Here is an 18,803-nt window from a genome sequence, read left to right as displayed (position 1 = left end):
TACCCTAGAGCAGAAGCACCACCCCACCATCCCTCCATATGGGGGACGCCCCCCATCAGAGGGGGAGCCCCTTGGCTGCGACAAAGATTGCCCGCCCGGCCCGGGCGTGCAGGCAACCCCGTGGGGTGCATTTGCCATAAAAAAACCCGGCGCAGGGCCGGGTGACGGGATGAGAAGGCGGGATCAGGAGGCCAGCAGCGCCAGGGCCGGCTGCGCGTTGCCCGGCATCAGCCGATAGGCCTTGTGGTGCTTGACCAAGGTGGTTTTCTTGTTGCCCTGGCTCAGCAGCAGGCCCCGGGCAAATGCCGCCTCGGCCAGTACCTGCTCGTCCCCGCGCACATAGAGGGTGAGGGGCTTGACCAGCTCACCCCCCTCGATATGACCCTGATACTCGCTGGCCGAGATGATCAGGCTGGATTGCCCCTGGCTCAGCAGCCGCTGCCGGGTGTTCAGTTCGCTGTCGGTGAACACCAGCCAGCCCGCCCCCTCCAGCGCCAAAAGCAGATCGGCCAGGCGCGCCCCCAGCTGTACCGGCTCATACATGGCACGCTCATACTGGCGCTGCACCCGCTCAAGCAGCCCCTTGAGATCGGCCCCCGCCCCCAGCGTCCGCCCCAGTTGCACCCAGGTCTTGAGATCCTCCATCACCAGCCGGGAGAAGCGTTTTTCCTTGAGAGAATCCGCCATCCAGGTACAGAGAAAGTGGCTCTCCTGAGCGGGGGTGCGTTTGCCCGTTTTCTGGGCGGCGGTGCGCTCCAGCTCCGCCAGGCTCTGGCGGGCCATCTCGAGCAGGGCCTGATTGTAAGCAGGAAGGGTCATCTCGGATCCTCTGAAACGGGGCGGCCAAGGGGCCGCGTCATCGACAGCACAAAGGCGCCAGTGGCGCCTTTGGAGAGTAAACGCCCCTCCCCGACCGGGAGGGTGCGACGTTGCCTTATTTCGGCTGACGGGGCTTCTTGGCCGCCGCCAGACGCTTGAGGCGCTGACCTTGCAGTTTCGCCTCGGCCATGGCCTGGGCGGCGGCATTGTCTTCACGCTGCGGGCGCTTGCCGAAGCGGCGGCGCTCCTGCAACTGCTTGATGAGGTCGTCACGGCTGCTCACCTCGTAACCCGGCACCATGATGCGGCGGATCTTCTGGCCGATGAGGGCCTCGATCTCCAGCAGGGTGCGCTCCTCCTCGCGACTGACGAAGGAGATGGCCATGCCGCTCTTGCCAGCGCGACCGGTTCGGCCGATACGGTGCACGTAATCTTCCGCGAGGAACGGCAGATCATAGTTGACCACGTATTCCAGGCTCGGAATGTCCAGGCCGCGGGCGGCCACCTCGGTGGCCACCAGCACCCGCAGCTTGCCTTCGGTGAATTCACGCAAGGCGCGGCGACGGCTCCCCTGGGCCTTGTCACCGTGCACCACGGCAGATTTGATGCCGTCGAGGTTGAGCTCCTCCACCAGTTCATCGCAGCTCTCGCGGGTGCTGGCAAACACCAGCACCTGCTGCCAGTTCTGCTTGCCGATAAGCTCGGAGAGCAGCTCGCGTTTGCGCTTCTGTTCCACCGGATAAACGGTGTGGCTCACGGTGTCGGCGGTGGAGTTCTGCTTGTCGACGGCCACCACCTGGGGTTTGTCCAGCATGAGGTTGGCCAGCTTTTTCACCGCCTCGGAGAAGGTGGCGGAGAAGAGCAGGTTCTGGCGAGTCTTGTTGACCGCCTGCAGGATCTGCTGCACATCGGCGCTAAAGCCCATGTCGAGGATGCGATCCGCCTCGTCCAGCACCAGAGTCTCGACCCCGGAGAGGCTCAGGTTGCAGGCGGTGAGGTGCTCGAGCAGACGGCCAGGGGTGGCCACTATGATGTGTGCGCCCGCTTTGAGCTTCTTGGCCTGCACATCCTGTTTGCCGCCACCCACGATGGTGAGGGTAGTGATATCAAGATACTTGGCGAAATCGTTGATATTGCTCGCCACCTGGGCCGCCAGCTCGCGGGTCGGGGTCAGGATCAGCACGCGGGCATTGGAAGGCTGCACCGGTGCCGGGTTGTCTACCATGCGTTGCAGGATGGGCAACGCAAAGGCGGCGGTCTTGCCGGTACCGGTCTGGGCACTGGCCAGCACATCGCGGCCACGGCGAATGGCCGGGATGGCCTGGCTCTGCACAGGGGTCATCTCCTGATAACCGCAATCTGAGATGGCGCGCAAAATCTCGGGGGCAAAATCGAACGATTCAAATCTCATGTTGGGTTCCTGTGTTCCAGCGGAGCTGTAGTTGGCGTGGATGGCCTGGACCGGCGTGTGGCCTGGCATCGGCGAGGCATGAAGCCAAGGACGGCTGGGTCTGACATCAGATCAGAAGATGAGCCGGAAAATGGCGGGCGCGAAGTGTAACAGATAGGCGGCAGGAATACCGCCTCAAATGGCCTGTATTTTTTCGGGAGCTGCGCCCGCCAGACGCAGCAGCAGGCGCAGCCCGGGCAGTGAGATCAGCGCACCCGCTTGCTCGGACGCTTGAGCAGCCGCATGCCGATGGCCGCCACCGCGATGACGAACAACCCGAAAGAGGTGACAAGCAGGCACTTGGTCAGCAGCTCCTGATGATGGGCAAAGACCGGGGTCGCCATCACCATCTTGCCGGCCATGCTCAGCACCAGGGACCAGAGGAAGGCGCTGGCAAAACTCGCCACTGCCACCCGCAGCAGGTGCAGGCGGGAGACTCCCATCAACATGGGGGTCAACACTCTCACGAAGGGGATGAAACGGGAGACGAACATGGCCCAGAAGCCGTAACGATCCAGCAGCCGGGAGGCCCTGGGCAGGCTCCCTTCCGGGATCATCCGCTCCACATGGCCCATGAAACGGGTGCCATGCAGTGCCTGCCCTTGCCAGTAGGCGAGCACGCTCCCTATCCCGGCCGCGAGCGGCAGATAGAGCAAGGTCACCTCGGGCCCCAGCACCCCCATGCCCACCAGACCGCCCGCCAGCAGCACAAGGCTGTCACCGGGCAGGGGCAGAAAGACGAAGCTCGATTCAAGGAAGAGGATCACCACCAGACAGGTGACGAGCAGACCGATTGCCTGCATTTGTATAAGCTGATCAAAATCCTGATGCCATATGGCAAGCAGCATGTCCTGCATCTGGTGTGACTCCCATCAACGTAATGCGCATTCGTCATGATGACCCGAAGGCCCCGTCTGGTAATCCATCCCTGCTACCACCCCAATGTTCGTATGGGAGGCCTCTTATACACCCGGGGAACTGAACAATAAATTAATGTCTGTGATTTCTGCCCAGCGGTTCACCCTTCTCGCCCCCCCTGCCCCCGCCAAAGCGAGGGCAGCTTGGCCCATCAGACCAGTGTGCATGCCCCCAAAACAGGACGGGCCTGCCCTTGCCAGGCTGCCAAGCCAGATGAAACCCGTTACAGTGTGAACATGCCCCAATGGACGGGGTACTCATGGAGCCAGGTATGGCAAGACAGCTCTCTTCTCACACACTTTCCTTGCTGGCGGTGCTTGCCGGCGTCTCTGCCGGTCTTGTGACAAAGGCCCGTGCCAGCGACGAGAGCCTGGTGCAACAGCGCGCCAACGCCGTCGTCTCCCTGATGAGCTACGCCGTGGTGCCGGATATCACCGCCAGCAACCTTGATATCGGCAGCGGCACCAACGACACCTCCGCCCTCACCATCACCCAGCTCGGGGGTGGCGCCACCCTGAGCGAGGATGTTCCCCTCTATCTGGAGGGCACCCTGGGCTACAGCCGCTACGATCCCCAGTTCGTGTTCACCGATGGCAACGAGACCCGCACCATTCCCACCAAATGGAACAGCCTGAGCGCCACCGGCGGCATCGGCTGGGATGTCGGCGTCCACCGGGATCGCTTTGGTGGCAATCTGGTGCTGCGGCCCATCGCCAATGTCACCCTGGGCACGGTGGCCAGCGACCTTCGCATCGGGGCCGCCCTGCTCGAGCACAGGAGCGGCCAGAATCTGGACTTCCTCGACGGCGGCACCCTCAATGTCTATGGCCTCGGCGGCTCATTGATGCTGGACTATGAGCTCTTCTCCGCCGCCCAGGACATCGATGCCGAGCTGCGCTACTCCTACCAGCATCTGCAAAGCTTCACCGGCACCGCCGAGAGCGTCAGCGGTCAGGCCGATGCGGAAAACCTCGGGCTTTACCTGCGCCGCCGCGCCCCCCTGTGGGACTGGACCCTGCTGGACAGGCCCCTTCGCTACGTGCTGGAAGGGGCCAGAACCGAATACCTGGGGCAGCAACGGGGGCTGCTCGGTTTCAACAGCCTCAACTCCCTGGGACTTGGCCTCGAACTCGACAGCAGCAAGTACGACATCTTCATCACCCGCACCCGGCTGGTGGCCCGCTATATGTTCAGCAACAGTACCAGCGGCTACTCCATCGGACTGGCGATGAGTTTTTAGCCCTCTCACGCCATTGGCCTTCTCTGCCTGTACGCCATGGTGGATGCCCCTCTGGAGCCAAAATTGCGTGATGTACCGCCCAGTTGATAAAGATTGTTCTTCGTTCCTGCACACCACTCACTACAGTCATGCTTTGTCGCCCACTCAACTCCATCTGGCACCAGTGGGCCCCATGTTCATTGCCAGCCAACAGGACTGGCTAGTAGCGCCGGATATGGCTTCGACAGCCGAGGAGGAATGAGATGGATGTGACCAGTCTGCTGGCACCGTTGCTGACCAAACTCTGGTTTGTGTTCCCCTTGCTGTTGCTGGCCGCGATAGTCAAAAGCCCCTGGTTCAAAGGGATGGTCGGGGAGTGGTTTCTCAATCTTTGCCTCGGGCTCTTTCTCGACAAACGGGAATATCACCTGCTCAAGGATGTGACCCTGCCGATTTCTCAGGGCACTACCCAGATAGATCATGTGATTGTTTCGCGGTTTGGCCTGTTCGTGATCGAAACAAAAAACATGAAAGGATGGATATTCGGCAATCCGGCCCATAAAAGCTGGACTCAGCAGATATATCGCCGCAGACACCACTTTCAAAACCCGCTGCATCAAAATCATCTGCACGTCATGACCCTGAAGGCCCTGTTGGGCCTAGCGGATCAGCAACTGCACTCAGTGATTTACTTTATTGGCGACTGTACTTTCAAGACGCCAATGCCGGACAACGTCATGAACCGTGGATTGATCCGATATATCAAGGAGAAGACCACACAGGTATTGACCCCTGCAGACATCATCCAGGTGGTCAAGACCATCCAGCAAACACGATTGACTCCCAACTGGCAGACCCACAGACAACATGTTGCACAACTAAAGGCGCGCCACCTGGCGCCCTCACGAAAATCACCCTCTGCTACCCTTCTGGCTGACAACACGACTGCCTCCTCTCGCATCCTGCCTGCTCCCACGGAGCAGAGTCCTGCATGCCCCCGATGTGGCAACCTTATGGTATTGCGTACCGCCAGCCGAGGGGAGCATAAAGGCACCCAGTTTTGGGGATGCAGCGGATATCCAAAATGCAGGGGGATGACATCATTCAAAATTACACGCTAGAAAAATAACCGCGGTACAGACCTGGCAACCATGGGGCCATAATCACAAACCCAGATAACCTCTATTCAAAGGAATTGATGAATGAGCATAAAAAAAATATCGGTAACAATGGTGATCGCCAGCATGAGTATATTGCTGACATCCTGCGCATCTGACCCGCAGCCAACATGGAGAAAAGAGGGCGTGTCACACGATGACACTCTCACTGCATTGTCTCAATGCAAATATGAGATCCGTCTGAACAATATCTCTGATGAGGAAAAAAACGAAGTCATCACCGATTGTATGCAGGCCAAGGGGTATCGCTGGAGAGCCTATTAATGACTTGAGCCGGTTGTCATTAATCATGGCAACCGGCTGTTATATTTCTTACTGACCAAACGCCTCATCACTTAATTGTCGCCATCTTCCGTACGCAGGATTGCTCCCTGTCATCCACCCGCTTGGCAAACCAGGCGGTGGTGAGGTTGCGGGTGATCTTGGGGCTCTTTAGCTGGATGCCGGGCAGGATGGCGCGGGGTTGCCGTGTCCCGGCCTGTTTGTCGGCCAGGGCGAAGACCCTGTGGTAGAGATCGCTTTTGGCAAAGTCGCTGCTGGCCCCGAGCTTGAGGCTCTGGTGAATGGCCTGCTTGCTCATGTTGACGCGGCTGGCGATGCTGTGGACCGCGAGTTCGGTCTTGCCGGGCAAATCCGAGTCGTAGCGGATGAGATCCCCGTCCAGGGCCAGGGGCTTGCCACTCACCCGGCTTACCGCCGCCTGGAAGGCCGCATTGCGGCTCGCGTACCAGCCCGCATTGAAGTCGGCGAAGCGATAGAGGGTATCCGGGTAGTCGGCGGGATAGCCGAAGATGTGTTTGGTGCCAAACCAGATGCCGCCGCGACGAGTGAACACCTCGTGGCGAATGGACTCCTTCACGGGATAGGGGTAGCCACGGGCGTTGGCTTCGGCAAAGGCGACGCTCACCTGCATGGGGCCGCCGGTGCGTACCGGGTTGAGATTGCCAAAGAGCTGCTTGCCCATGGGGACGCTGCCTATCATGTCTTCGAAGATCTCGCTCATCTCCCGCTCGGTGCGAAGTTTGTCGATGCGCTCGGCATAGCTCTTGCCGGTGGGGGATTGGATGGAGAGGGCCGTGCGCACCATGAACTCGGGGATGAGCAGCTTGCCGGCCCGGGCATTGATCTCCTTCCAGGCAATCTTGTTGAGGTTGGGCACCACGGGGTCCGCCTGATAGGTCGCCTCCTGCTCAGCCACCGCCAGCACGCTGCAGACGTTGTGATCGCTCACCGTCAGCCCCTGGGTGGTGAGCGCCGTCACCACGTCATTGGCCCAGCCCGGCTTGTCCACCACGTTGCGCGGCAGGAAGCGCACGATGCGGCTCTTCATGTCGGCCGGTTTTTGCGGCTGCATCGCCTTGGGAATGGGGCGCCCCGCCGGCGTCGCCGGGCTGGTCGGGGCGGGAGGCTCGCTGGCACAACCCGACAGCAGGGCAAGGGAAAGCAGTGACAACCAGCGCCAATGGGCATCAAACAAGGAGTGAGAGGGGATCATGAAGGCTTCCTGAAGAGCGGGACCTGCCCCTCATCGCGAATGAGAGGGCTCGAATGCATGGAGGCGGACATTGTAGGGAACAAGTCTGACAAGATGAAGGCGGATGAACCTGCTGGCCCGCTGGCTGCGGCATCCCCTGGCGCCATCACGCCAGCTCCACCCGATTGCGTCCCAGATGCTTGGCCTGATAGAGGGCGAGATCGGTGCGCTGGAGCAGGGCATCCACCCCCTCCCCGCTCTGGCTGATACCCAGGGCAAGGCTCACGGTGAATCTTACCCCGTCACCTGAGACCAGCTCTTCGGTCGCGCACCTTATCTGCTCCGCCAGCGCACGGGCCTTGTCGCCCGTCATGCCGGGCAGCCAGATGGCAAACTCCTCTCCCCCAAGGCGCGCCACCACCCCATCCAATGGGCAGAGCTGGCGCAGCAGGGTGCTGAATTCACGCAGCACATTGTCGCCGATGGCGTGGCCATAGCGATCGTTGATCAGCTTGAAGTGATCGAGATCCAGCAGCAGGAGCGGCGTCCCCTCCTCTCCGTGCGCCTCCAGCACGGCGCGAAACGCCCGGCGATTGGAGAGCCCGGTCAGCTCGTCTGACATGGCGAGGGAGGAGAGCCGCATCTGGGTGCCATACATCTGCTGCACCATCAGCAGCACACCCCAGGCCGAGGCCAGCATGCCGATCGTGCGCAGGCTGTCTTCCACCGTGGAGAGCCACCAGGGCTGGAAATAGACCTCATCCATCAGATCGATGACGCCGGAGACGAGCCAGAGGGTCAGCCCGCCGGTGAGGGAGAGATAGGTTCTCAAGGTGATCTGGGCACACTGCACCACCCAGAACATGAACAGCAGGGTCAGCACGTTGAGCGCTTCGGCCAGAGCCCCGACGGTATAGAGGTTGTGCTCTGCCAGGGGATCAAAGCTGACCCCGGCCAGGATCCCCGTCAGCAGCAGCAGACAGGGCAGGCTCACCAGCGCGAGACGACGGCAGGGAGGAAGCGAGAAGAACCGGGCGGGGTGAACGGATAACCTGAGGGGAGTCTTCATCATGTTTTGGGCTCCAAGCGCGTATGTCTTCTATCCCGAATGGCAGCCGTTGGCTGCCATCGCCAGCGAACCCCGACGGCATTCCTGGTGGCAAATCACTGATATTGTGGGCCGATTTTTCCATAAAAAACAATCCCCTCACCATATGGGTCAGGGGATTGTTGCAACGGGGACGGCGCGATCTGCCGTGACATCGGGGTGGGCGGCCCTTCCCTGCTCGCCCTCACGGCGAGCGGGCCGTGCAGCCTCAGGCGCTCTGGCGCAGGGCCTGATGCTGGGCGGCGCCGTTGATCACCGCCTGCAGGGAGGCGTTGACCACGTCGCGACCGACGGCGACGCCACACATCCGGGTGCCCTCGACGCTCAGCAGCACATAGGCGGCGGCGCGGGATTCGGTGCCGGCGGTGAGCGCATGCTCGGAGTAATCCAGCACATCGATGTGCATGCCGGTCTGACGCTGCCAGCCGTTGACCAGGGCCGTGATGGCACCCTCCCCTTCACCGCACAGTTGCAGGGTGCCGTGGGGGGTCTGCAACTCCAGGCGCAGGCTCTCCTGACTGTCATGACCGAGCTGGAAGCGCCCGATGCGATAGCCGTGGGCCGGCTCAAGATAGTGCTGCTCGAACAGGGTGCGGATCTGCTCCGGGCTGATTTCGCTGCTGCTCGCCTCAGCCTCGGCCTGCACCCGGCGGCTGAAGTCGATTTGCAGCCAGCGCGGCAGTTGCAGACCGAGGTCACGCTCCAGCAGATAGGTCACCCCTCCCTTGCCGGACTGGCTGTTGATGCGGATCACCGCCTCGTAGCTGCGACCAAGATCGGCAGGGTCGATGGGCAGGTAAGCCACGTCCCAGTAGTGATCCGGTTTTTCTGCCGCGAGAGACTTGCGGATGGCGTCCTGGTGGCTGCCGGAAAACGCCGTGTAGACCAGCTCGCCGGCATAGGGGTGGCGCGGGTGCAGGGCAATCTGGGTGCAGGCCCCCACGGTGGCGACGATGGCATCCATGTCAGACAGGTCCAGCTCGGGGTCAATCCCCTGGCTGTAGAGGTTCATGGCCATGGTGACGATGTCCATGTTGCCGGTGCGCTCCCCGTTGCCGAGCAGGGTGCCCTCGATGCGATCCGCCCCCGCCAGCACCGCCAGCTCGGCGGCGGCCACCCCGCAGCCTCTGTCGTTGTGGGTGTGGATGGAGATGCTCACCTCGGATCGCGCCTTGAGGTGTCGGCAGAACCACTCCACCTGATCCGCAAACACGTTGGGGGTGCTCACCTCCACCGTGGCGGGGAGGTTCAGGATCATGGGACGGGCAGCGGCACGCCACTCGTCGATGACGGCGTCACACACCTCGACGGCGAACTCCACCTCGGTACTGCTGAAACTCTCCGGGGAATACTGGAAACTCCACTCGGTGTCCGGATTGCGGGCCGCATACTCCCGCACCCAGCGCGCCCCCTGCACGGCGATGGCCTTGACCCCGTCCTTGCCTGAGTTGAACACATAGTTGCGCTGGGTCGGGTTGACCGAGTTGTAGACGTGGACGATGGCCCGCTTCGCCCCCTTGAGGGCCTCGAAGGTGCGGGCGATCAGATCTTCCCGGGCCTGCACCAGCACCTGGATGGTGACGTCATCGGGGATGAGGTTGCGCTCGATGAGTTCGCGCACAAAATCGAAGTCGGGCTGGGAGGCCGCCGGGAAACCCACCTCGATGTGCTTGAAGCCGATGTGGGTCATCAGCGCCCACATTTGCAGCTTCTGGGCCACCGTCATGGGCTCGACCAGCGCCTGGTTGCCATCGCGCAGGTCCACGGCGCACCAGAGCGGTGCCCGCTCCAGTACCCGGTTGGGCCACTGGCGATCCGCCAGGTTGATCACGGGGGCACGGCGGTATTTGCGATGATCGAAGCTCATATTCAGATTCCCTTGACGGATGGGCGAGGCGCCGGACGACCGGGCCGACAGGCGGGTGGGGCAAGGAGGGGAAGCGGGTTGGTGCGGTAACACCGTCCCTGACGAGTCGCGCGGCGGTAACCCCGCGACCGGTTTTCCTGCGGCCCCCGTCGGTCACCGGGGCCGGCCACGGCAGCCGGATCGGGCTGCGGGCGCTGATCCTCTCGCACGCCACCTTTTGGTGTGTCGGCGCAGACGACCTTGTTTGTATGAGCACCCAGTATAGGGATATCGTGGGGGCGAGAGATTGCGAAGATTGCACCCCACCGAGCCAATTGAGCAATGTTGATGCAGTGAATGTCCAATAACGGGGTGAGTCTCACCATCCCTGATGGATTATTCGCCATCTCACCCATCTTCCTTGAAGGCGTTTCCCCGGAAGTGGCAGGGCACAGGCAATAAAAAACCCCGCCGTTGCTGGCGGGGTTTGCGTGCATCGAGCGGGCAGCGTGCTGCCGGAGCTCTTAGCGGTTGTTCACCTTCTCGTGCAGCTCCTGCACCGAGTTCACATTGGCGGTGGCATCGACACTGATGGCCATGCAGGTGGCGAAGGCCGCGTGCAGCGTGGTGGTGTAGGCCACCTTGTGCTGCAGGGCGCCACGGCGCAGCTGCTTGGAGTCCTCGATGGCCTGACGACCCTCGGCGGTGTTGACGATGTAGGTGTACTCGCCATTCTTGATGCGATCCAGAATGTGCGGACGACCCTCGTGCACCTTATTGACCAGACGCGGGTTGATGCTCGCCTCGCCCAGAGTCACGGCGGTGCCGTGGGTGGCGTCGAGGTCATAGCCCAGCTCCAGCAGCTTGGCGGCCAGGTTGACCACCCGCTCCTTGTCGCCGTGGCGAACGGACAAGAGGGCGCGACCTTCGCTCGGTACCTGGTGACCGGCACCCAGCTGCGCCTTGGCATAGGCCTCGGCGAAGCTGCTGCCCACCCCCATGACTTCACCGGTGGAGCGCATTTCCGGCCCCAGCAGCGGGTCCACACCCGGGAACTTGGCGAACGGCAGTACCACTTCCTTCACCGAGTAGTAGGGCGGGATGATCTCGGTGGTGAAGCCCTGTTCTTTCAGGCTCTGACCGGCCATGACGCGGGCGGCAATCTTGGCCAGCGGGGCACCGGTGGCCTTGGAGACGAAGGGCACGGTACGGGCGGCACGGGGGTTCACCTCGATGAGGTAAATCTCGTTGTCTTTCACCGCGAACTGCACGTTCATCAAGCCCACCACGCCGAGTTCCAGCGCCAGCTTGCGCACCTGCTCGCGCATCTCGTCCTGAATGGCCTTGGACAGGGTGTAGGGCGGCAGGGAGCAGGCGGAGTCACCGGAGTGGATACCGGCCTGTTCGATGTGCTCCATGATGCCGCCGATGACCACGTCAACGCCGTCGCAGATGGCGTCCACGTCCACCTCGGTGGCGTCGTCCAGGAAGCGGTCCAGCAGCACCGGCGACTCGTTGGAGACGCTCACTGCCTCGGCGAAGTAGCGGCGCAGGTCCTGCTCGTCATAGACGATTTCCATGGCGCGGCCACCCAGCACGTAGGAGGGGCGAACCACCAGCGGATAGGTGATGCGCGTGGCCAGTTGCACGGCCTGCTCCAGGGCGGTGACGGTGCCGTTTTCCGGCTGCTTGAGCCCCAGGCGCTCGACGGCGGACTGGAAGCGCTCGCGATCTTCCGCGCGGTCGATGGCATCCGGGCTGGTACCAATCACCGGCACGCCGTTGGCTTCCAATGCCCGCGCCAGTTTCAGTGGAGTCTGGCCGCCGTACTGGACGATGACGCCCTTGGGCTGCTCGACCCGCACGATTTCCAGCACATCTTCCAGGGTCACCGGCTCGAAGTAGAGACGGTCCGAGGTGTCGTAGTCGGTGGAGACGGTTTCCGGGTTGCAGTTGACCATGATGGTCTCGTAACCGTCTTCGCGCAGGGCCAGGGCCGCGTGTACGCAGCAGTAGTCGAACTCGATGCCCTGACCGATACGGTTCGGGCCGCCACCGATGACCATGATCTTGTCGCGGTTGGTGGGGTTGGCCTCGCACTCCTCGTCGTAGCTGGAGTACATGTAGGCGGTGTTGGTAGCGAACTCGGCCGCGCAGGTATCGACCCGCTTGTAGACCGGGAAGATGTTGTGGCGGGCACGCAATTTACGCACTTCCCCTTCGGCCACGCCGAGGATCTTGGCCAGACGGGCGTCGGCAAAGCCCTTGCGCTTGAGGGCGCGCAGGAAGTCGGCGTCGAGACCGGCCATGCCGCGCTCTTTCACCTGCTCTTCCAGTTTCACCAGCTCTTCAATCTGCACCAGGAACCAGGGGTCAATCTTGGTCAGCTTGAACACGCCGTCCATGGAGAGGCCGGCGCGGAAGGCGTCGGCGATGTAGAAGATGCGCTCGGCACCGGCATCCTGCAGCTCGTGACGGATGCGGGTCAGGGAGTCGGGGGCGTTCAGGTCAACCATGGGATCGAAGCCGGTCTTGCCGGTCTCGAGGCCACGCAGGGCCTTGTGCAGGGACTCCTGGAAGTTGCGGCCGATGGCCATTACTTCGCCGACGGACTTCATCTGGGTGGTCAGACGGTCGTTGGCGCCAGCAAACTTCTCAAAGTTGAAGCGCGGCACCTTGGTCACCACGTAGTCGATGGCCGGCTCGAAGGAGGCCGGGGTGCGACCGCCGGTGATGTCGTTCATCAGCTCGTCCAGGGTGTAACCGATGGCGAGCTTGGCGGCGATCTTGGCGATGGGGAAGCCGGTCGCCTTGGAGGCCAGCGCAGAGGAGCGCGACACCCGCGGGTTCATCTCGATGATGACCATGCGGCCGTCTTTGGGGTTGATGCCGAACTGGACGTTGGAACCGCCGGTCTCGACGCCGATCTCGCGCAGCACCGCCATGGAGGCGTTGCGCATGATCTGGTACTCCTTGTCGGTCAGCGTCTGGGCTGGCGCGACCGTGATGGAGTCACCGGTGTGGATGCCCATGGGGTCGAAGTTTTCGATGGCGCAGACGATGATGCAGTTGTCGTTGCGATCCCGCACCACTTCCATCTCGTACTCTTTCCAGCCGATGAGCGACTCGTCGATGAGCAGCTCCTTGGTCGGGGAGAGATCCAGACCGCGCTCGCAGATCTCCACGAACTCTTCGGTGTTGTAGGCGATGCCGCCGCCCGAGCCACCCATGGTAAAGGAGGGACGGATGATGCAGGGGAAGCCTACCATCTGCTGCACGCCCCAGGCCTCTTCCATGTTGTGGGCGATGCCGGCACGGGGGCACTCGAGACCGATGCTGCGCATGGCCTTGTCAAAGCGGGAGCGATCCTCGGCCTTGTCGATGGCGTCGGCGGTGGCGCCGATCATCTCGACACCGAACTCCTTGAGCACGCCATGCTGCTCCAGCGCCAGGGCGCAGTTCAGCGCAGTCTGACCACCCATGGTGGGCAGGATGGCGTCCGGGCGCTCTTTCTTGATGATCTCGCGCACCACTTCCCAGGTGATGGGCTCGATGTAGGTGGCGTCGGCCATCTCCGGGTCGGTCATGATGGTGGCCGGGTTGGAGTTCACCAGGATGACGCGGTAGCCCTCTTCTTTCAGGGCCTTGCACGCCTGGGCGCCGGAGTAGTCGAATTCGCAGGCCTGACCGATGACGATGGGGCCGGCGCCGAGGATCAGGATGCTCTGTAGGTCGTTACGTTTTGGCATGGCTCTCTTTATCCTCTTAGGCGCGATACTGCTTAATCAATTCAATAAAGTGGTCGAACAGACCGGCACAATCGTGCGGGCCCGGGCTCGCTTCGGGGTGACCCTGGAAGCTGAAGGCCGGACGGTCGGTGCGATGGATGCCCTGGAGCGACCCATCGAACAGGGAGACGTGGGTGGCACGCAGGCACTCGGGCAGGGTCTGCTCGTCCACTGCAAAGCCGTGGTTCTGGGCGGTGATCATCACGGTGTTGTCGTCCAGACTCTTCACCGGGTGGTTGGCACCGTGGTGGCCGAACTTCATCTTGATGGTCTTGGCGCCGGAGGCCAGGCCCAGCAACTGGTGGCCCAGGCAGATACCGAACACAGGGGTGCTGGTATCAAGGAAAGCCTTGATAGCTTCGATGGCGTAGTCGCACGGCTCGGGGTCGCCGGGGCCGTTGGAGAGGAAGATGCCATCCGGGTTCATCGCCAGTACCTCGGCGGCCGGGGTCTTGGCCGGCACCACGGTCAGGCGGCAGCCACGGTCCACCAGCATGCGCAGGATGTTGCGCTTCACGCCGAAGTCGTAGGCCACCACGTGGTATTTCAGCTCATCGGCCGCCGGGGTGACGTGACCCTTGCCGAGCTGCCAGCTGCCTTCAGTCCAGCTGTAGGATTCGCTCACGGTCACTTCCTTGGCCAGGTCCATCCCCTTCAAACCGGGGAAGGCGCGGGCCTGTTCGAGGGCATGGGCTTCATCGAGCTGCTTGCCGGCCAGGATGCAACCGGCCTGGGCGCCTTTTTCACGCAGGATGCGGGTCAGCTTGCGGGTGTCGATGTCGGCGATGCCAACGATGTTGTGAGACTTGAGGTAATCGGAGAGGGATTGCTGATTGCGGAAGTTGGAGGCCAGTATCGGAAGGTCCCGGATGATGAGGCCCTGAGCATGGACCTGACTGGACTCTTCATCTTCGCTGTTGGTGCCGGTGTTGCCTATATGGGGGTAAGTGAGGGTAACGATCTGACGGGAATAGGAGGGATCTGTGAGGATTTCCTGATAACCCGTCATCGACGTGTTGAAAACCACTTCACCAACGGAACATCCCTCGGCGCCTATCGACACGCCTTTGAACACAGTTCCATCTTCCAGCACTAGCAATGCAGTGTGATTCAAGACAACCTCCAGTTATTTAGCTTTAAATTCAGCAATTTACCTGGGTGTTGCGGGCTCGGTTCCGGTCTTTGACAGGACTCGAACCCGGCAGATTTCTGGCAAATTGGGCGCATTCTACTTAAAAACGATCTCATTTCAACGTCTTTTCTCGTTTGAAATGCATCTAAATTCAATAAACAAGCAACATTACCCATTATCTATGCACTCACTCGCTTTGCAACCCCCTCTTCAAAAAGAAAAGCCAAACACAGACCACAAAGCGGCACCCGACGCCATGCAACGCACAAAAATCCATATTTATCACTTAATAAACAGCAAGATAGAAAATTAAAAAACAAACAACACAACAGCAAAAACACCATTTGAAGCCAGAAAAGTGAACGCAAAGAATAGAAAACGTTTTTCCTAGATTGCATTTTTAGTCTATTTCACATCAGGGCAAAATGCCCCCCGCAGGGGAATATTGAGACCCAAACCCGTTACCCCTTGATGACATTTTTGTCGCAAGAGGGTGGCAGGCTTGTAAGAATGGCAGGATTTAGCGAGGTTCACTCAAAAAGCGATGATTAAGGCTCATTTCTACAAAAAAGTGACAAAAAACCCCGGCGGACCGGGGTTTGGCAACCAGTACGAGAGTCTGCACTCCCCCTGAAGACGGTTTATTTCAGACCGAGCACATCCTGCATGTCATAGAGACCAGCCCCTTGCTGGCCGAGCCACTTGCCCGCCCGCACTGCACCGTTGGCGAAGGTCAGACGGCTGGAAGCCTTGTGGCTGATCTCGACCCGCTCGCCGATGTCGGCGAACATGACGGTGTGCTCCCCCACCAGATCGCCGGCGCGGATGGTGGCAAAGCCGATGGTGTTGCGATCCCGCTCACCGGTGATCCCCTCACGGCCATAGACGGCGCACTCTTTCAGATCCCGGCCCAGGGTTTTCGCCACCACTTCCCCCATGGAGAGCGCGGTGCCGGACGGTGCATCCACCTTGTGTCTGTGGTGCCCCTCGATGATCTCGATGTCGGTGTACTCCCCCATCACCCTGGCCGCCTGCTCCAACAGCTTGAACACCAGGTTGACCCCGACCGAGTAGTTGGAGGCGAAGACGATGCCGATCTGCTTGCCCGCCTCGTGCAGGGCCGCCTTGCCCGCCTCGTTAAAGCCGGTGGTGCCGATCACCATCCGCTTGCCATGCGCCAGTGCAAAGGCGAGGTTCGCCAGGGTCACCTCGGGGCGGGTGAAGTCGATGATGAGATCGAATTCGTCCTTCACCTTCTCCAGACTGTCGCTGATGATGACGCCAAGGCGCCCCAGGCCGTTGAGTTCACCCGCATCCAGACCGATCACGGCAGAGCCCGGTCGTTCCAGCGCCGCTCCCACCACCACGCCCTCGGCGTTGGCGATAGCCTCCAGCAACACCTTGCCCATACGACCATTACAGCCCATCACGGCCACACGGATCGGATTGTCCATCTCCACCCTCTCATCTCTTTATTATGGAAAGAGACCGTTTTACCAGCCCGCGTCCCCTTTGAAAAGCCCGATCTGGCCCGCCAAACCACCCCGACATTTAAACGATAAATTCAATAAAAACAGAATAAATAACGAAATAACCAGACAAGTCAGAATCACGAAGCAAAAAGCCCTATCCATCTGGACGGCTATCTTGACCCGGGCGGGCCGACTCACTACTGTTGGCCCCCCATGGTGGCAGGATGCCCGCCCTGTGCCCGCCCTGGAGGCGCCACAGGCAACGACAGGAGGTCATTGTTCAAGTTTCGAGGAACACATGATCCAGACCCAACCCCGTGCCAGAGCCCTGCTGCCCCTTCTGGTCTTTCTTGCCCTCTTCATCGGTACCGGTACCTGGCTGACCCTGCAGGGGGTCGAGTTCGCCTTCTACCAGCTCCCCGCCCCCGTTGCCGCCCTGCCCGCCGTCATGCTGGCCCTGCTGATGGGACGCGAGGGGTTCAACAAGAACCTCGAGACCTTCTTCAAGGGGGTGGGCGAGAGCAACATCATGGCCATGTGCCTCATCTATTTGCTGGCGGGCGCCTTCGCCACCGTGGCCAAGGCCACCGGCGGGGTGGATGCCACGGTCGCCCTCGGCCTCTCCCTCATTCCGGGCTGGTGCCTGCTGCCGGGGCTCTTCCTCATCTCTGCCTTCATTGCCACCGCCATGGGTACCTCCATGGGCACCATCGGCGCCGTGGCACCGGTGGCGCTGGGCGTCGCCCAGGCCGCCGGCATCGATCCGATGCTGATGGCGGGGACCATCCTCTCCGGCGCCATGTTCGGGGACAATCTCTCCATCATCTCAGACACCACCATCGCCGCCACCCGCAGCCAGGGCTGCGAGATGAAGGACAAGTTTCGCGAGAACATCAAGATTGCCGCCCCCGCCGCCGTGCTGGTGATCCTGCTCTATCTGGTGCTGGGCTCCACCGGTGAAGCGCCGGCCCCCACCGCCGAGGCGGACTTGCTCAAGGTCGCCCCCTATCTGCTGATCCTGGTGCTGGCCCTCTCTGGCATGAACGTCTTCATGGTACTGGGGCTCGGCATCCTGGCGGCCGGTGGCGTGGGGCTGCTTGGCAGCTACTCTCTCGGCCAGTTCAGCAAGGACATCTATCAGGGCTTTACCAGCATGCAGGAGATCTTCCTGCTCTCCATGCTCATCGGCGGTCTGGGTGCCCTGATGGAACGCCAGGGGGGGCTCGCCTGGATAAGTGAGCGCATCGCCGCCCTGATTGCCCGCTTCACCCGCCACCACGATGGCGAACAGAACGAGAAGGCGGCCGAGCTCGGCATCGCCGGCGTGGTGAGCCTCACCAACCTGTGCACCGCCAACAACACCGTGGCCATCATAGTCGCGAGCAAGGTGGCCAGGGATCTGGCGGACCATCACGGGGTCACCCCGCGCCGCGCCGCCTCCATGCTGGACATCTTCTCCTGCGTGGTACAGGGGCTCATCCCCTGGGGCGCCCAGGCGCTGCTGCTGGGTTCCATCTTCGCCCTCTCGCCGATCCTGGTCGTGAGCATGAGCTTCTACCCCATGGCGCTGGCCCTGGCCGCCATCGTGGCCGTCTTCCTCAAGCACCAGATGGGGGCAGTGGCTCCCGCCCCCCACCGTTCCTGACGCCCGACCTCAGGGGCCGCCCGGCTGGCGGCCCCGCCATCGGCTTTTCATCCCGTCGGCCCCTTGCTAAGGTAGCGCCAGCCCACCTTTGCCCAGGAGTCCCCATGCCGGATACCCAACCCGAACGCCAGAACCTGCGCCAGCTCATTCGCCAGCGCAGAAAAAGCCTGAGCCAGGCCGAGCAGCAGGCGGCGGCCCAACAGCTGGTCGAACGCTTCCAGGAACACCCCGGCATCCTCGCGGCCAGGCGCATCGCCCTCTATCTGGCCAACGACGGGGAGCTCGATCCCCTGCCCGCCATCCACTGGCTGTGGGCCCGGCAAAAGGAGGTCTACCTGCCGGTGCTACACCCCTTCACCCCGGGTCACCTGCTCTTCTTGCGCTACACCGCCACCACCCCCATGACCCGCAACCGCTACGGCATCGCCGAGCCCGAGCTCGACGTGCAGCAGGTGCTGCCCCACAGCATGCTGGACATCATCTGCACCCCGCTGGTGGCCTTCGATGAGGCTGGCAACCGCCTCGGCATGGGGGGCGGCTACTACGATCGCACCCTCGCCTGCTGGCACGAGCACCAGCTCGGCCCAAGACCCCTGGGGCTCGCCCACGACTGCCAGCAGGTGGATGCCGTCCCCCGGGAGCAGTGGGACGTGCCGCTCCCCCAGATCATCACCCCCAGCCGCAGCTGGCACTTTGCCTGATCAGACGGGGCGCCCCCTTCGGTTCAATAAACAGGCAAACGATTTACATCTTG

Annotated in this window: 14 protein-coding genes; 5 read left to right on the top strand and 9 right to left on the bottom strand. The window is 61.8% G+C overall.

All coding sequences use genetic code 11. The annotated features are described in order from the left end of the window. Window positions 1-183 precede the first annotated feature (183 nt). The 3 genes from AB5Y68_RS11735 to AB5Y68_RS11725 form a co-directional block, all read right to left on the bottom strand. Window positions 184-819: a DUF2913 family protein gene (locus tag AB5Y68_RS11735; protein ID WP_039040375.1), complete on the bottom strand. Its 636-nt coding sequence runs from the start codon at window positions 817-819 to the stop codon at window positions 184-186. A gap of 115 nt (window positions 820-934) precedes the next feature. Further along, on the bottom strand, window positions 935-2,230 hold the full coding sequence (locus AB5Y68_RS11730) for a DEAD/DEAH box helicase (RefSeq protein ID WP_039040376.1): 1,296 nt from the start codon (window positions 2,228-2,230) through the stop codon (window positions 935-937). 245 nt (window positions 2,231-2,475) lie between these two features. After that, window positions 2,476-3,126 (bottom strand): DedA family protein, encoded by a 651-nt coding sequence (locus AB5Y68_RS11725; protein ID WP_039040377.1) that lies wholly within the window; start codon window positions 3,124-3,126, stop codon window positions 2,476-2,478. Window positions 3,127-3,458: 332 nt separating this feature from the next. Here AB5Y68_RS11725 and AB5Y68_RS11720 point away from each other — a divergent pair, with 332 nt between their 5' ends. The 3 genes from AB5Y68_RS11720 to AB5Y68_RS11710 all read left to right on the top strand — a co-directional run bounded on the left by AB5Y68_RS11720 (window position 3,459) and on the right by AB5Y68_RS11710 (window position 5,848). Then, window positions 3,459-4,427, top strand: a complete 969-nt coding sequence (locus AB5Y68_RS11720) for an autotransporter domain-containing protein (protein ID WP_039040378.1) — start codon at window positions 3,459-3,461, stop codon at window positions 4,425-4,427. Between the two features lie 242 nt (window positions 4,428-4,669). Further along, window positions 4,670-5,527, top strand: coding sequence for a nuclease-related domain-containing protein (locus AB5Y68_RS11715; protein WP_039040379.1), 858 nt, complete (start codon window positions 4,670-4,672; stop codon window positions 5,525-5,527). 81 nt (window positions 5,528-5,608) lie between these two features. Beyond that, window positions 5,609-5,848: a hypothetical protein gene (locus tag AB5Y68_RS11710; RefSeq protein ID WP_052224769.1), complete on the top strand. Its 240-nt coding sequence runs from the start codon at window positions 5,609-5,611 to the stop codon at window positions 5,846-5,848. A gap of 67 nt (window positions 5,849-5,915) precedes the next feature. Here the strand turns inward: AB5Y68_RS11710 and AB5Y68_RS11705 are convergent, their stop codons facing one another. The 6 genes from AB5Y68_RS11705 to dapB all read right to left on the bottom strand — a co-directional run bounded on the left by AB5Y68_RS11705 (window position 5,916) and on the right by dapB (window position 16,386). Continuing rightward, a complete protein-coding gene (locus AB5Y68_RS11705; protein WP_052258860.1) occupies window positions 5,916-7,079 on the bottom strand; it encodes a DUF1615 domain-containing protein in 1,164 nt (387 codons plus the stop codon). Between the two features lie 145 nt (window positions 7,080-7,224). After that, window positions 7,225-8,130 carry a GGDEF domain-containing protein gene (locus AB5Y68_RS11700; protein ID WP_052130408.1) on the bottom strand — a complete coding sequence of 302 codons (906 nt, stop codon included), beginning with the start codon at window positions 8,128-8,130 and terminating at the stop codon, window positions 7,225-7,227. 244 nt (window positions 8,131-8,374) lie between these two features. Next, window positions 8,375-10,033, bottom strand: coding sequence for a 2-isopropylmalate synthase (leuA, locus tag AB5Y68_RS11695; protein WP_010675187.1), 1,659 nt, complete (start codon window positions 10,031-10,033; stop codon window positions 8,375-8,377). Window positions 10,034-10,536: 503 nt separating this feature from the next. After that, a complete protein-coding gene (gene carB, locus AB5Y68_RS11690; RefSeq protein WP_010675188.1) occupies window positions 10,537-13,761 on the bottom strand; it encodes a carbamoyl-phosphate synthase large subunit in 3,225 nt (1,074 codons plus the stop codon). A gap of 16 nt (window positions 13,762-13,777) precedes the next feature. Next, window positions 13,778-14,914, bottom strand: a complete 1,137-nt coding sequence (gene carA, locus AB5Y68_RS11685; protein ID WP_010675189.1) for a glutamine-hydrolyzing carbamoyl-phosphate synthase small subunit — start codon at window positions 14,912-14,914, stop codon at window positions 13,778-13,780. 659 nt (window positions 14,915-15,573) lie between these two features. Beyond that, window positions 15,574-16,386 carry a 4-hydroxy-tetrahydrodipicolinate reductase gene (dapB, locus tag AB5Y68_RS11680; RefSeq protein WP_039040392.1) on the bottom strand — a complete coding sequence of 271 codons (813 nt, stop codon included), beginning with the start codon at window positions 16,384-16,386 and terminating at the stop codon, window positions 15,574-15,576. Window positions 16,387-16,702: 316 nt separating this feature from the next. Here dapB and AB5Y68_RS11675 point away from each other — a divergent pair, with 316 nt between their 5' ends. Both AB5Y68_RS11675 and AB5Y68_RS11670 read left to right on the top strand, forming a co-directional pair. Beyond that, a complete protein-coding gene (locus tag AB5Y68_RS11675; protein WP_039040381.1) occupies window positions 16,703-18,049 on the top strand; it encodes a Na+/H+ antiporter NhaC family protein in 1,347 nt (448 codons plus the stop codon). Window positions 18,050-18,153: 104 nt separating this feature from the next. Beyond that, the gene (locus tag AB5Y68_RS11670; RefSeq protein WP_039040382.1) at window positions 18,154-18,750 is read left to right on the top strand and encodes a 5-formyltetrahydrofolate cyclo-ligase; all 597 of its coding nucleotides are present in this window, start codon (window positions 18,154-18,156) and stop codon (window positions 18,748-18,750) included. Window positions 18,751-18,803 lie beyond the last annotated feature (53 nt).

The sequence above is a fragment of the Aeromonas sp. R6-1 genome (genome assembly GCF_040908165.1).
Classification (GTDB): Bacteria; Pseudomonadota; Gammaproteobacteria; order Enterobacterales; family Aeromonadaceae; genus Aeromonas; species Aeromonas caviae.
Note: the sequence above shows the minus strand (reverse complement) of the source record. Positions and strands in the feature narration are given on the sequence as shown.

What these genes read in the sequence shown, in the direction of transcription:
- AB5Y68_RS11710 (WP_052224769.1), top strand. Translation starts at nt 5,609, where the DNA reads ATGAGCATAAAAAAAATATCGGTAACAATGGTGATCGCCAGCATGAGT.
- dapB (WP_039040392.1), bottom strand. Translation starts at nt 16,386, where the DNA reads ATGGACAATCCGATCCGTGTGGCCGTGATGGGCTGTAATGGTCGTATG.
- AB5Y68_RS11670 (WP_039040382.1), top strand. Translation starts at nt 18,154, where the DNA reads ATGCCGGATACCCAACCCGAACGCCAGAACCTGCGCCAGCTCATTCGC.
- AB5Y68_RS11700 (WP_052130408.1), bottom strand. Translation starts at nt 8,130, where the DNA reads ATGATGAAGACTCCCCTCAGGTTATCCGTTCACCCCGCCCGGTTCTTC.
- AB5Y68_RS11735 (WP_039040375.1), bottom strand. Translation starts at nt 819, where the DNA reads ATGACCCTTCCTGCTTACAATCAGGCCCTGCTCGAGATGGCCCGCCAG.
- AB5Y68_RS11730 (WP_039040376.1), bottom strand. Translation starts at nt 2,230, where the DNA reads ATGAGATTTGAATCGTTCGATTTTGCCCCCGAGATTTTGCGCGCCATC.
- carB (WP_010675188.1), bottom strand. Translation starts at nt 13,761, where the DNA reads ATGCCAAAACGTAACGACCTACAGAGCATCCTGATCCTCGGCGCCGGC.
- AB5Y68_RS11715 (WP_039040379.1), top strand. Translation starts at nt 4,670, where the DNA reads ATGGATGTGACCAGTCTGCTGGCACCGTTGCTGACCAAACTCTGGTTT.
- AB5Y68_RS11705 (WP_052258860.1), bottom strand. Translation starts at nt 7,079, where the DNA reads ATGATCCCCTCTCACTCCTTGTTTGATGCCCATTGGCGCTGGTTGTCA.
- AB5Y68_RS11725 (WP_039040377.1), bottom strand. Translation starts at nt 3,126, where the DNA reads ATGCAGGACATGCTGCTTGCCATATGGCATCAGGATTTTGATCAGCTT.
- AB5Y68_RS11720 (WP_039040378.1), top strand. Translation starts at nt 3,459, where the DNA reads ATGGCAAGACAGCTCTCTTCTCACACACTTTCCTTGCTGGCGGTGCTT.
- leuA (WP_010675187.1), bottom strand. Translation starts at nt 10,033, where the DNA reads ATGAGCTTCGATCATCGCAAATACCGCCGTGCCCCCGTGATCAACCTG.
- AB5Y68_RS11675 (WP_039040381.1), top strand. Translation starts at nt 16,703, where the DNA reads ATGATCCAGACCCAACCCCGTGCCAGAGCCCTGCTGCCCCTTCTGGTC.